Origin of the sequence: Limnohabitans sp., assembly GCF_046052765.1 — a bacterium.
Taxonomy (GTDB): Bacteria; Pseudomonadota; Gammaproteobacteria; order Burkholderiales; family Burkholderiaceae_C; genus Limnohabitans.
On the sequence record NZ_JAVLFQ010000051.1, the window covers coordinates 33,882 to 45,973 of the forward strand.

Annotated in this window: 14 protein-coding genes; 5 read left to right on the forward strand and 9 right to left on the reverse strand. The window is 55.8% G+C overall.

Annotation, left to right across the window (positions count from 1 at the left end; genetic code table 11):
- Position 1 precedes the first annotated feature (1 nt).
- The 3 genes from AC9UG7_RS06445 to lplT are packed head-to-tail and all read right to left on the reverse strand — an operon-like array spanning position 2 to position 2,682.
- Complete coding sequence (locus AC9UG7_RS06445) at positions 2-496, reverse strand: glutathione peroxidase (protein ID WP_509585756.1); 495 nt, start codon at positions 494-496, stop codon at positions 2-4.
- Complete coding sequence (locus tag AC9UG7_RS06450; RefSeq protein ID WP_509585758.1) at positions 493-1,374, reverse strand: DMT family transporter; 882 nt, start codon at positions 1,372-1,374, stop codon at positions 493-495. The genes AC9UG7_RS06445 and AC9UG7_RS06450 overlap by 4 nt, the downstream gene beginning before the upstream one ends.
- Before the next feature lie 3 nt (positions 1,375-1,377).
- On the reverse strand, positions 1,378-2,682 hold the full coding sequence (gene lplT / locus AC9UG7_RS06455; protein WP_509585760.1) for a lysophospholipid transporter LplT: 1,305 nt from the start codon (positions 2,680-2,682) through the stop codon (positions 1,378-1,380).
- Between the two features lie 131 nt (positions 2,683-2,813).
- On the opposite strand from lplT, the gene alr reads away from it, so the two are divergent.
- Complete coding sequence (gene alr, locus AC9UG7_RS06460; RefSeq protein ID WP_509585762.1) at positions 2,814-3,908, forward strand: alanine racemase; 1,095 nt, start codon at positions 2,814-2,816, stop codon at positions 3,906-3,908.
- 37 nt (positions 3,909-3,945) lie between these two features.
- Here alr and AC9UG7_RS06465 read toward each other — a convergent pair whose 3' ends face one another.
- The 3 genes from AC9UG7_RS06465 to AC9UG7_RS06475 are packed head-to-tail and all read right to left on the reverse strand — an operon-like array spanning position 3,946 to position 7,697.
- Positions 3,946-4,938 carry an NAD(P)H-dependent flavin oxidoreductase gene (locus tag AC9UG7_RS06465; RefSeq protein WP_509585764.1) on the reverse strand — a complete coding sequence of 331 codons (993 nt, stop codon included), beginning with the start codon at positions 4,936-4,938 and terminating at the stop codon, positions 3,946-3,948.
- 45 nt (positions 4,939-4,983) lie between these two features.
- Entirely contained in the window at positions 4,984-6,360 is a 1,377-nt protein-coding gene (locus AC9UG7_RS06470) for a serine hydrolase domain-containing protein (RefSeq protein WP_509585766.1), read from the reverse strand.
- Positions 6,361-6,362: 2 nt separating this feature from the next.
- The gene (locus AC9UG7_RS06475; RefSeq protein WP_509585768.1) at positions 6,363-7,697 is read right to left on the reverse strand and encodes an AmpG family muropeptide MFS transporter; all 1,335 of its coding nucleotides are present in this window, start codon (positions 7,695-7,697) and stop codon (positions 6,363-6,365) included.
- Positions 7,698-7,710: 13 nt separating this feature from the next.
- On the opposite strand from AC9UG7_RS06475, the gene AC9UG7_RS06480 reads away from it, so the two are divergent.
- Together AC9UG7_RS06480 and AC9UG7_RS06485 are read left to right on the forward strand one after the other, a co-directional pair.
- On the forward strand, positions 7,711-8,571 hold the full coding sequence (locus tag AC9UG7_RS06480) for a M48 family metallopeptidase (RefSeq protein WP_509585783.1): 861 nt from the start codon (positions 7,711-7,713) through the stop codon (positions 8,569-8,571).
- A 30-nt stretch (positions 8,572-8,601) separates the two neighbouring features.
- Complete coding sequence (locus tag AC9UG7_RS06485; RefSeq protein ID WP_509585770.1) at positions 8,602-9,006, forward strand: DUF4399 domain-containing protein; 405 nt, start codon at positions 8,602-8,604, stop codon at positions 9,004-9,006.
- 14 nt (positions 9,007-9,020) lie between these two features.
- Here AC9UG7_RS06485 and AC9UG7_RS06490 read toward each other — a convergent pair whose 3' ends face one another.
- Complete coding sequence (locus AC9UG7_RS06490; RefSeq protein ID WP_509585772.1) at positions 9,021-9,911, reverse strand: alpha/beta fold hydrolase; 891 nt, start codon at positions 9,909-9,911, stop codon at positions 9,021-9,023.
- Complete coding sequence (locus tag AC9UG7_RS06495) at positions 9,895-10,533, reverse strand: MBL fold metallo-hydrolase (RefSeq protein WP_509585774.1); 639 nt, start codon at positions 10,531-10,533, stop codon at positions 9,895-9,897. The genes AC9UG7_RS06490 and AC9UG7_RS06495 overlap by 17 nt, the downstream gene beginning before the upstream one ends.
- 214 nt (positions 10,534-10,747) lie before the next feature.
- Here AC9UG7_RS06495 and AC9UG7_RS06500 point away from each other — a divergent pair, with 214 nt between their 5' ends.
- Positions 10,748-11,002 carry an AbrB/MazE/SpoVT family DNA-binding domain-containing protein gene (locus tag AC9UG7_RS06500; protein ID WP_509585776.1) on the forward strand — a complete coding sequence of 85 codons (255 nt, stop codon included), beginning with the start codon at positions 10,748-10,750 and terminating at the stop codon, positions 11,000-11,002.
- Positions 10,996-11,316 (forward strand): type II toxin-antitoxin system PemK/MazF family toxin, encoded by a 321-nt coding sequence (locus tag AC9UG7_RS06505; protein ID WP_509585785.1) that lies wholly within the window; start codon positions 10,996-10,998, stop codon positions 11,314-11,316. The genes AC9UG7_RS06500 and AC9UG7_RS06505 overlap by 7 nt, the downstream gene beginning before the upstream one ends.
- 50 nt (positions 11,317-11,366) lie before the next feature.
- On the opposite strand, the gene AC9UG7_RS06510 is transcribed toward AC9UG7_RS06505, so the two are convergent.
- A partial coding sequence (locus AC9UG7_RS06510; RefSeq protein WP_509585778.1) for an NAD(P)/FAD-dependent oxidoreductase occupies positions 11,367-12,092 on the reverse strand: 726 nt, incomplete at its 5' end.

A 12,092-nucleotide genomic window follows, 5' to 3' on the forward strand; every position in this document is an offset into this window, starting at 1 on the left:
GTTAAGACAAGGTCAGTGCTTGTTCTATGTCGGATGCCAATGCCGCAGGTTTGTCCAGTGAAGCGAAACGTTTAATGACTTGACCATCACGTCCGACCAGAAATTTGGTGAAATTCCATTTGATGCCTTCGCTGCCCAACACGCCTGGTGCTTGTTGTTTCAGCCATTGAAACAAGGGGTGGGCCTGGTTGCCATTGACGTCAATCTTCTCCATCATGGCAAAGCTCACGCCATAGTTTTTTTGACAAAACGCACCGATCTCGGCATTGCTGCCCGGGTCTTGTGCGCCGAACTGGTTGCACGGAAAGCCCAGCACCACCAGGCCTTTATCGGCATAGGTTTGGTGCAATTGCTCCAGCCCGCTGAACTGGGGTGTGAAACCACAAGCGCTGGCGGTGTTGATGATCAACAGCACCTTGCCCCGATGGTCAGACAGATGCACTGTCTGGCCGTTGATGTCATTGGCTTGAAAATCGTAAAGGGAAGCGGCGTTCATTCGGACTCCTTGGTGTGAGCTTGCATTGTCGCCAAAATAGCAGCAAAAACAATCATTAACCCACCCATGAGTTTGCGTAAGCTCAACTCAGACACGCCCATGAACACAGACGAAGCCGTGGCAAACACAATCTCTGACAACATGACCAAGGCGGTGGTGTGAGCTGGCAATCGGGCTGCGCCGTATTGCAAACTGAGGTTGGAAAATAGCAGGCACAAGGACAAACCCAGGGCAAATGGCCACCAACTGACATCGGTTGGCAGGCTCACCAGACCAAGGGGCGCCAAAGCTGCCGCTGCCACTGCCGTGATGCACATACCGCCGCCAAACATCGCAGCCATGCGATCGCTCTCGGGCAAATAGGCCAATTTGCGCAACATGGCGTTGTTCAGCGCAAAGCTGGCGCCGCCCAACAAGGCCAAGTAATCCATGGCGCCGCTGGGCCATGGCCAAGGTGTCTCTGGCGTCTTGAGCACCAAGGCCACGCCGCACAGCGCCAGCAGCAGACGCAGCATCGCCATGCGATGGGGTTTTTCATCTAAGAGCCACCAGGCAAACAATACCGACCATGCAGGCATGGTGTAGAACAGCAGCACCACCCGCACCACATCACCCTGCGTGACCGCCCAATTAAAGCCCAAGTTGGTCAGGCCGGAGCCTAGAAATAACCACCAGAGTTGCGGGTGCTGACGCAGGCTGCGAAACCATTGCGGGCGCAGCATGCAAATGAAGGCAAATGACAAGCCATACATCAAAGAGGTGGCCCACAGGGGATGTAATCCCCGCCATTGCATTTCGCGCAATGGCCACCAGCACACACCAAACACCAAGGCATTGGCCACCAAGCCCAACACCGGACCTAGGGTGGACTTCGTCATGCATCAGTGCCCAGGATCCTGGCGGGCAATCTCCATCAAGCGAGCGACTTCCTGCGCGTGATGTAAGCAGTTGCTGGCATGCCAACGTTGTATCAGCCACATATTGCCGGCGACAAACAAGCCAAAGCAGACGATGGCAGCAAAAGCGCTCAGCCCCATGCCTGTGGCCAGCGCGTAAAGTCCACCCAAAGCGAGTATGCAGGCTTGCTCATTGAAATTTTGTACCGCAATCGAACGCCCGGCACCCATCAAATTGTGCCCGCGATGCTGCAATAAGGCATTCATAGGAACCACCAAAAACCCGCCCAGACCACCCAACAGTATGAAGAAAGGCGCTGCAATCCAGACGTTGCTGATGAAATTCATCACCAAAATCAACAAGCCCATGGCGATACCCAGTGTCATGACGCGAGGTGCGTCCACCAGTTTCATGCGAACCGATGCAATCACAGCACCTGCCGCGGTGCCGATGGCGACCACCCCCACCAGTGAAGAGGCTTGGGTGGTGGAGTAGCCCAATGCCACTGCGCTCCAGGCCAGCACGATGTAGCGCAAATTGCCACTGGCGCCCCAAAACAAAGTGGTGGTGGCCAAAGAAATTTGACCCAGTTTGTCGGTCCACAACAGCTTGTTGCAGCGCCAGAAGTCGGGCACCAGCGCCAACAGGTTGAAGACCAGACCGTGTTCTTTTTGGCTGTGCAAAGGAACCAAGGTCACGCCGGTTTCGGGTATGCGGGTATTGAACCAGGCCGCCAGCACGTACAAAAAAACAATCAGACTGATGGCGGCTTCGGGCGGGGTGTCTATGCCTGTGTCGATGAAGGGTACATCCACACTGAGTAACAGACCAGAGACCATGGGCCCGACCAATTGGCCGCCGATCAGCACCCCCAAGATGATGGAGCCTATCGTCAGCCCTTCGATCCAGCCATTGGCTTTGACCAACATGGAAGGCGGCAACAGTTCGGTGAGGATGCCGTACTTGGCGGGCGAGTAGGCGGCCGCACCCAGACCCACAATCGCGTAAGAGATCAACGGGTGCGAGCCAAACAACATCATCAAACAACCCACAACCTTGATGCCGTTGCTCACAAACATGACCTGCCCCTTGGGGCGCGAATCGGCAAATGCGCCCACAAACGGTGCCAGCACCACATAAAACAAAGCGAACATAGGCACCAGTGCGGCGCGTTGCCACTCGGCACCGCCCGAGGCTTTGAGCAATTCAACCGCTGCGACAAACAAGGCGTTGTCTGCCAGCGAGCTGAAAAACTGCGCCGCCATGATGGTGTAAAAACCGCGTTTCATGAATGAAAAGGCCAGTTAAATAAGCGGTAGAAGAGAGTCACAAAGTTGTCAATATTCAAGATGCAGGCCTTGTAGCCCGTGGGTTATATCACGCCGATAGAGGGCCTGTCAGCCCTGCGACAATCTCCCGCATGCCACGTCCCATCCATGCCTACATTCACACCGATGCGCTGCGCCACAACCTGCTGCGCTTGCGTCAATCGTGTGCAGATGCGCGCGTATGGGCGGTGGTCAAGGCCAACGCCTATGGCCACGGTCTGGCGCATGTGTTTGAAGGCCTGCGTGGCGCTGACGGCTTTGCGTTGCTTGACTTGAATGAGGCGCAATGCCTGCGCGAACTAGGTTGGCGAGGTCCGATATTGCTGCTCGAGGGCGTGTTCGAACAACGCGATCTGGAAACCTGTTCACGGCTGGATTTGTGGCATGTGGTGCACCATGAAGCACAGATTGACATGCTCAGCAAACACAAGACCCAAGTGCCGCAACGCGTATTCTTAAAAATGAATTCTGGCATGAACCGTCTGGGTTTCATGCCGCAGGCCTTCCGTTCGGCATGGGTGCGTTTGAATGCATTACCGCAAGTCGATGAAATCTCGCTCATGACGCACTTCGCTCACGCCGACGAGGTGCTTGGTGTGGATCAGCAGCTGCAAGTGTTTCAACAGCACAGCGGGGACTTGCCGGGTGAGCGCAGCCTTGCCAACAGCGCGGCGGTATTGCGCCATGGCGCACGAGACGACGTGACTGCCGATTGGGTACGCACAGGCATTGCGCTGTACGGCAGTTCGCCAGACCATGGTTTGCATGATGCAGCGCATTGGGGTTTACAACCGGCCATGAGTTTGCGCAGTCAACTCGTCAGTGTGCAGCCACTCAAAGCGGGTGAGACGGTGGGTTATGGCGGTGTGTTTACCGCGCCGCACGACATGACGGTGGGTGTTGTCGCTTGCGGGTACGCAGATGGGTATCCGCGCCATGCACCTACGGGTACGCCGGTGTTGGTCGACGGGATGCGAACCCGCACACTCGGGCGGGTCAGCATGGACATGTTGTGTGTCGACGTGACAGATGTGCCGGCCGCTGGCTTTGGAACCGATGTGACATTGTGGGGCAGTGCTTCCAGCGGACAGGTACTGTGTATCGATGAAGTGGCGAAGGCGGCAGGCACGGTGGGTTATGAACTGATGTGTGCATTGGCGGCGAGAGTGCCTGTCACTGTTGCCTAGGCTGACCTATCCGGCAGTAATGGGTAACTGACCCCAATTAACTCATCAATGCTTCAGCCTGCTGCGTGATCCGCTCAATCAACACTGCTGCGGACGGTGCATCATGCAACAAACCCACGGCCTCGCCCACCGTCACATGGGCGCGTTCAAAGTCCTGCGCTGCCACACCTGCTTCGTAGTCTGCGCGGGCAGCCTCTGGCGCAGCACGCAATGCATCCGTGCGCGACTCCCATTGCCGGTGTAAACGGTTACGCAAAGCGCGAAAGTCAAACTCGGGCGGCCAGTTTTTTCGCCTCAATACATCAAACACTGAAGAGCGTGCGGTATCGTCCCCGTTCGCAGTCAATGCCGCCGTCACGGCGCCAGCCGTTGCCAGGCTTTCGGCACTCGCCCACAGCCGCGTGCCCATCAATACACCGTCAGCACCCAGCATCAAAGAAGCAGCAAGACCGCGCCCGTCGGCAATGCCTCCTGCCGCCAGCAGCAATGTTGAAGCGGATTCGCGAGCCAGCGCATCTGCTATTTCAGGCACCAGCGTGAAGGTTGCGCGCGCTTGTAAGCTGTTCATGCCGTGTCCACCGGCTTCCGCACCTTGTGCCACGATCATCGCCGCGCCGGCTTCTAAACAAACCGGCAATTGCTCTAGCCGTTGAATTTGACAAATCAAAGGTATGCCGCGTTTGGCTATTCGCGCCGCAAAGGGACGCGGGTCGCCGAATGACAGCATCAATGCAGCGGGCTGGTGTGGCTGATCAAGCAACCAGTCCAATGCGCTCGTATCCTCGTCCAATTTCCATGCAATGAATCCGCAGCCCAGACGGGCTAAAGCATCTTCATCCTCCTGCAAATGTTGGATAGCAAGTGAATGCTCTGTTTGCAGCCAACTCAATTCGCCATAACCACCGCCTAGCAAACCCAAAGCGCCAGCGCGGGCACATGTGGCCGACAGTGCACCGCCTGTTGCAAGTGCCATGGGTGCAAGCGCAATAGGTGTGGTGAGCTTGAAAGCAGTCGTGAAACGTGTTTGCATCAAAAAATAATCAGTGGTCGATTGGTGGGCGTAAACACCGAGTGTTCAATCCACCAAAGCCTGCGCCACCAACGCTTTGAGCATGCGCCGGTAATGCGCCCGCAACGGACTGGGTGACTGGGTCATGTACACCGTGCAAATGTGTTCTTTCGGATCGGCCCAGAAATACGTGCCCGCATAACCTGCCCACATGAATTCACCCGCGCTGCCGTGCACCGGCGCCATGCCATCTGCTTGCCGCACCAGAAAACCCAGACCAAAGGTATAGCCTGGCGAGCCGAGCAGCAACTGACCGGGGTTGATGGGCGTGGCAATGGCTGACCCCAAATGGTCTGCCGTCATCAATTGCACCGTGGAGCGCGACAGAATCCGTGCACCATCGAGTTGACCGCCATTCAATAGCGCCTCACAAAACCGCAAATAGTCGGCTGCGGTGCTGACACCGCCAGCGCCGCCTGAGTCATTGCCGGGTGGCTGGCTGATATCGATCAATTTATTGGCCAAGCCAGTCATCGGGTCATTGGCAAACGCTTCAGCGACGCGTGAAGCTTTGGACGCCGGTACATCAAAGCCGGTATCGTTCATCTTCAAGGGTTTGAACAAACGTTGCTGCATGAACTCGTTCAAACGTTGACCAGTGACCGCTTCTATCACGCGCCCTTGGATATCTACTGACATGCTGTATTCCCAAGTGGTGCCGGGTTGTTGTGCCAGCGGTGCTTTGCCAATGCGCTCGGCCATGTCGGCGCCGCTGATGTTGCGCGCATCAAAGTCGCGTGCAGTGCTGTAAATACCAGCATCTGTGTAAGCCTGTTTCACCAAGGTGTTTTTGGTCAATTCACCATAAGCCAGACCGGAAGTGTGACGCAGCAAGTCATGGATGGTCGGTTCTTTGTGGGCAGGCACCAGTTTGAAATTCACACCGTTGTATGGCTGCTCCAGTGTGGCCACACTCACCATGGGATTTTTGAATGAAGGTAAATATTTAGACACGGGGTCGGTGAGTTGCACCTTGCCGTCTTCGACCAGCATCATCAAGGCCACCGACACCATGGGCTTGGTCATCGAATAAATGCGAAACACCGAATCGGTTTGCATAGGCGCATTGGCCGCGTTGTTCAAACCGCCATAGGCTTTGCTAAACACCAGTTTGCCTTTGCGCGCCACCATCACCACCGCACCGGGCAGACGCTTGCTGTCGATTTCGGCTTGCATGGCGGTATGGATTTTGTCTAGGCGCTGGCTGGACATGCCGACCGATTCGGGGCTGGCCACCGGCAAGGCTTGCGACCATGAGAGCCCGGCATGAAGCAATGCAGCTACACCTAGCAGCGACCATAGGCGCCACGCGGGCGCAGCTTTATCCGAGGTGGCGGCTGAACGAGACAACACAGCGCGGCAAAAGGGGTTCACATCAAACACGGTCAATCTCCTGAAGCATGAAAACGACTGGCCAACCACACCAGCAACAACACCGGCACACCCAATAAAGCGGTGCCGGTGAAAAACCAGGCATAACCTGCAGCGTCCACCGCCACGCCCGAAAAACCGGCTAAAAATTTCGGTCCGAGCAGCATCAACGAACTGAACAAAGCATACTGCGTGGCCGAGTACTGTACGTTGGTGAGAGATGACAAATAGGCGATGAAAGCCGCAGACGCGATGCCACTGCCCAAATTGTCAGCAGACACCACCGCAATCAAAGCATACACATCATGTCCGTGTAATGCCAGCCAAGCAAACAGCAGGTTGGTCGCGGCACTCAACACCGCACCGATCATCAACACCTTCATCACACCCCAGCGCAGCACCATGGCGCCGCCAATGAACGCGCCCACCAGCGTCATCACCACGCCATACAGTTTGGTGACAGTCGCTACTTCTTCCTTGGTGTAACCCATGTCTACATAAAACGGGTTGGCCATGATGCCCATGACAATGTCGCTGATACGGTAAGTGCCTATCAAAGCCAGTAGCAACACCGCATGCCAGCGGTAGCGCTTCACAAATTCGGCAAACGGCGCGATCACCGCGACTTGCAACCATTCGCGCAAACTGTGCGCCGGCGGCAAATCCACGTGCGCCGGCTCTTTGGAAAACAACACGGTGACCATGCCGACAGCCATAGACACAGCCATAGCGGCATAGGCCACGGCCCACGCTTGGTCTTGGTAGGTTCCTGCTGGCAAGCCGCCGCTTTCAGCGCGTGCCGCAATCCAAAACACACCGGCACCCGCCCAAATCATGGCCAAACGGTAACCGGTTTGGTAGCTGGCAGCCAGCACCGCTTGCAACCGCGCCTGCGCGGACTCGATGCGAAACGCGTCCAGCGCAATATCTTGCGTGGCTGAACCGAAAGCGGTCAACAACGCAAAACCCACCAAAGGTGTCAAAGAGACTTGCGGATTGCTCAACGCCATGCCTGACAATCCTGCTACCACGCAGCATTGCGCCAGCAGCAACCAACTGCGGCGACGCCCCAACAAGGCCGTCAATACCGGCAAAGGCATGCGGTCTACCCATGGCGCCCAAGCCCATTTGAATCCATAGGCCAAACCCACCCAACTTAAAAAACCGATGGTGGCGCGGTCAATACCGGCTTCTCGCAACCTAAAACTCAGCGTGCCCAGCACCAGCAACAAGGGCAAACCAGCGGCAAAACCCAGCGCCAGCATGCGCAAGCTGTGGGGACTGAGGTAAATCAGCATGGAATCCACCCAGCGCAATGGCGAAGGCTTGACAGTTGAGGTATCGTTCATACCTTGTATTGTGATGCGACTCTCAAATTCAGAACCCATGCTCTCTAAACGACAATTCATCTACCACTGTGCAGGCTGTGCGCTGGGCTTGTCAGCGACTTCCTTGCTGGCGCGCGAAGGCGTAGAGGTTGGCAACACCTCGGGCTTCACCAAGCTGGTTCCCGCCGCCCAAGTCGAAGGCTCTGCCACCCAGCAATATGCGCAACTCCTCAAGCAAGCCAAGGACAAAAACGCACTCGCACCTGATGACCATCCCGAAGTGCTCCGCTTGCGTGCGATCGCGCAAAAGCTGATTCCCTTCAGCTACGAGTGGAACCCCCGCGCCAAAGACTGGAAGTGGGAAATCAACCTGATCGGCTCGGCACAAATCAATGCGTTTTGCATGCCGGGCGGCAAGATCGCTTTTTTCCATGGCATCTTGGACAAACTGCAACTCTCAGATGATGAAGTGGCCATGGTCATGGGCCATGAAATCGCACACGCATTGCGCGAACACGCACGCGAGCGCATGGGCAAGAGCGAAGCCACCAATGTATTGGCGACGATTGGCAGCGCTTTGGCCTCTGCGTATTTCAAAGTCGATCCCAACCTGACCGACGCCGTGGCCAAACAAGGGGCGAATTTACTGACCTTGAAATTCAGCCGTGAAGACGAAACCGAAGCAGACTTGGTCGGCATGGAGTTGGCTGCGCGAGCTGGCTACGACCCGCGCTCGGGCGTCACGCTTTGGCAAAAAATGAGTGCGGCCAACAAGGGTGCGCCGCCGCAATGGCTGAGTACCCACCCATCGGGCGCCACCCGCATCAAAGAAATCGAAACCAATCTGCCCAAGGTCATGCCCTTGTATGAAAAATCAGCGCAAGCCAAACCATAGTTATTCAAACAGCCTTTATAGGGCGCACACATGATCTCAAGGAATCACATGAAACACACATTGCTGGCCTGGTGCTTGGCGGCGCTTGGTTTGAACGCCAACGCACAAAACATCGACTTCGTCACGCCCAAAGACGGCGACACCGTAACTTCCCCGTTCATGCTGAAGTTTGCGGTCAAAGGCATGGAGGTGTCGCCCGCCGGTGAAATCAAACCTGGCACCGGGCATCACCATGTGTTGATCGACACCGATGCGGTGCCGGAAAACCAAGTCATTGCGATGGACGCGCAACACAAGCATTTCGGTAAAGGCCAAACCGAAACCGAGTTGACTTTGCCGCCCGGCGAACACGTTTTGAGTCTGCAATTTGCAGATGGTGCACACCGCTCCTACGGTGAGGCCTACCGCAAGACGATTCGCGTCACAGTGAAATAAAAGCACTCGACGCCTTAGTTAAAACGCCCCAGCCAATCGAGCAGCAAAGCGTTCACCGCCGCGCTTTGTTCGCGCTGTAAAAAGTGTCCCGCGTTCGGTACTTCGCGGTATTCATAAGGCCCGCCAAAACAAGCCGCTTGCTCGCGCATCAGCTCGGCACGCATATCTTCCGCGCCGCACAAAGCCAAGGTTGGAACCGTGATGGCGTGCTGCATGGCCGCGCGCAGTGTGTGCAAGGCCGGGTCGGCTTTGGCTGGGTCGAACATGGCGCGGTAATAGGCCATCGCGGTGGTCAACACGCCCGGTTGACGCAGGCATTGTTTGACCTGTGCAATGTGTTCGCCGTCCTCATAACCCGGTGCCGACCAGTACTGCCACAGGTAGTCAATGAACGCCATGTCGTTCTCAAGCAAAGCCTGCTCGGGCAATGCCGCTTGCTGAAAAAACCACCAGTGGAATGAACGCTGAATATGTTTGGGCACCAACAAATAGTTGTTGACGATGTGCGGATGCGGCACCGCCATCAACACCGCGCTGTGCAACAAATCGGGGCGGGCGGCACACAGCGCATAGCCGATGATGGCGCCCCAGTCTTGGCCGATGTAATGCAGTTTCTCGCCGGGTGTTATGGCTTCAATCAAACCCGAGAAGCCATGCACCAGACTGGCTTTGTCAAAGTAGGCGTTCTCGGCCACGCGCGAGGGCAAGTAGCCGGGCAAGTAAGGCGCGATGACCCGGTAGCCCGCCTGCGTGAGCGCCTCTATTTGCGCCCACCATGACTGCGGAATGTCCGGAAAGCCGTGCACCAGCAACAGCAAGGGACCGCTGCCTTGGGCGAGGCACACAAAGTCGACGCCGTTGGCGTGAATGTGCAACTCTTCTTGCATCTCAGGTGCCGCCGACATAGGGGTTGCTGCGGCGCTCGCGCCCGAACGTGCTCTCCGGGCCGTGTCCGGGAATGAACACTGTGTCGTCGCCCATGGGCCACAGGCGCTGCGTGATGCTGTCTATCAAATGCTGGTGATTGCCTTGAGGGAAATCGGTGCGGCCAATACTGCCTGCGAACAGCACATCGCCGACGAATGCGCGGTTCATCTCCGCCGAATAAAACACCACATGGCCTGGCGTGTGTCCTGGGCAATGCCGCACCGACAAGCTGTGTTTACCCAGCGTGACCGTGTCGCCATCGGCCAGCCAGCGCGTGGGCTTGAAAGGACGTGCAGGCGGAAAACCGTAAGTGGACGCGGCCAAGGGCAAACCGTCTATCCAAAACTGATCGCCCGGGTGCGGCCCGATGATGGGCAAATGCAACTGCTCGGCCAGATCAGCCGTGGCACCCGCATGGTCTAAGTGCGCGTGGGTGATCCAGATGTATTTCAGAGTGATGCCCAACTGCTTGCAAGCGGAGAGCAACATGTCTACATCGCCGCCCGGGTCGATGACGGCAGCGGTCATGCCCTCGTCCTCCCAGACCAAAGAACAGTTTTGTTGGAAGGCGGTGACGGGGATGGTTTCGTAGTGGAGCATGGCGTACGAGGAGCTGTTTGGTTAGAGTTTAGGACTTGTGGAAATAGTTTCAAGCTTGAGTAAATGCTTGCCCGGCAGGCAAGTAAAAGTTCGCGCCGACAAAAGCCGTATTTTCCTCTCGCATTGTCACGTCATTGGTCACGTTGAATAAATGAGAACCTGACCATTGACGAATAACCAAGTTGAATTTAACATTGTTGTAACAGGAGCAGAAATGGAAATTGCAATTCGCAACATAGGCAATAGCAAAGGGGTAGTGCTTCCCAAGCCATTGCTTGCCCAAGCGGGATTGGAAGGAGAGTCCACCGCGTTGGTTCAGATCGAGAACGGCTCTATCGTCCTTTCCAAATCAAGTAAACCACTGCGTGCCGGTTGGGCCGAGGCTGCGGCTGTAGTCTCTGCACAAGGTGAGGACGACTTACTGATGGGTGAATTTGGCAATGCAGATGATGCGGAGTTGCGCTGGTGAAGCGCGGCGAGATTTGGCTGGTCAACCTTGACCCCACGATAGGTTCTGAAATCAAAAAGACACGCCCGTGTGTCATCGTGTCACCACCCGAATTGAACCAATATCTTCGAACCGTGATGATGGCACCCATGACTTCAAAAGGCTTTGCAGCTCCTTTTCGCGTGCCGGTCACGCATGCGGGCACCAAGGGACTGATTGTGTTAGATCAACTTCGCTCAGTAGACAAGCAGCGATTGGTTAAGAAATCAGGGCAAGTGTCAGCTAAGACTTTGGGAACTGTTTTAAAAACATTGCAAGAATTGTTCGCTGAATAAACTTCATATGTAAAAAAATCAATATTTGCATTTAACAGGTTAAGACCATGTCAGCGCTCAAACCTCAACACCCCATCATCAAAACCACCAAACCGCAACGCCAGCAGATCCATCACATAGTTTTGATGCACCCGCCATGGAGATGCCGCGCCTTGCTTGGGCAACATGGCGCTGGCGCGTTGCACATAGCCTGATGTGAAATCTAAAAAAGCTTGCGTGGTTTGTGCCGGATCGTGCTGCGGGTTGACACACCGGTAACCGCGTTTGTCCATGTACTTGAACAGCCTGCATACATAACTGGCGGTCAAGTCGGCTTTCAAGGTCCATGACGCATTCGTGTAACCGAAGGCCACAAACATATTCGGCAAGCCCGAGAGCATCATGCCTTTGTAGGCCAGCGCTTCCCCTGGCACAAACGCTTGTCCGTCTACACGCACAGCTACATCGGCCAATACATTGAGTTGCAAACCGGTGGCGACCACAACAATGTCTGCTTTCAAAGAACTGCCGTCTTGCAAGCTGATGCCATCCGCTTCAAACCGCGCAATTTGCCCGGTCGCCACACTCACTTTGCCTTGGCGAATCTCTTTAAACAAATCACCGTCGGGCACAGCGCACACGCGCTGATCCCATGGCTGGTAGCGTGGCGTGAAATGCGTCTTCACATCAAAATCGCGGCCCAGGGCTTTCTTCACCATGCTGATCAAATAATTTTTAAAGAACAGCGGTTTGCGTCTGGCGAGTTGGAAATAAAAAATGCCTTGCAATATATTGCG

Coding starts and splice junctions, on each gene's coding strand:
- AC9UG7_RS06485 (WP_509585770.1), top strand. CDS start 8,602: ATGATCTCAAGGAATCACATGAAACACACATTGCTGGCCTGGTGCTTG.
- AC9UG7_RS06475 (WP_509585768.1), bottom strand. CDS start 7,697: ATGAACGATACCTCAACTGTCAAGCCTTCGCCATTGCGCTGGGTGGAT.
- alr (WP_509585762.1), top strand. CDS start 2,814: ATGCCACGTCCCATCCATGCCTACATTCACACCGATGCGCTGCGCCAC.
- AC9UG7_RS06465 (WP_509585764.1), bottom strand. CDS start 4,938: ATGCAAACACGTTTCACGACTGCTTTCAAGCTCACCACACCTATTGCG.
- lplT (WP_509585760.1), bottom strand. CDS start 2,682: ATGAAACGCGGTTTTTACACCATCATGGCGGCGCAGTTTTTCAGCTCG.
- AC9UG7_RS06480 (WP_509585783.1), top strand. CDS start 7,711: ATGCGACTCTCAAATTCAGAACCCATGCTCTCTAAACGACAATTCATC.
- AC9UG7_RS06490 (WP_509585772.1), bottom strand. CDS start 9,911: ATGTCGGCGGCACCTGAGATGCAAGAAGAGTTGCACATTCACGCCAAC.
- AC9UG7_RS06500 (WP_509585776.1), top strand. CDS start 10,748: ATGGAAATTGCAATTCGCAACATAGGCAATAGCAAAGGGGTAGTGCTT.
- AC9UG7_RS06450 (WP_509585758.1), bottom strand. CDS start 1,374: ATGACGAAGTCCACCCTAGGTCCGGTGTTGGGCTTGGTGGCCAATGCC.
- AC9UG7_RS06495 (WP_509585774.1), bottom strand. CDS start 10,533: ATGCTCCACTACGAAACCATCCCCGTCACCGCCTTCCAACAAAACTGT.
- AC9UG7_RS06445 (WP_509585756.1), bottom strand. CDS start 496: ATGAACGCCGCTTCCCTTTACGATTTTCAAGCCAATGACATCAACGGC.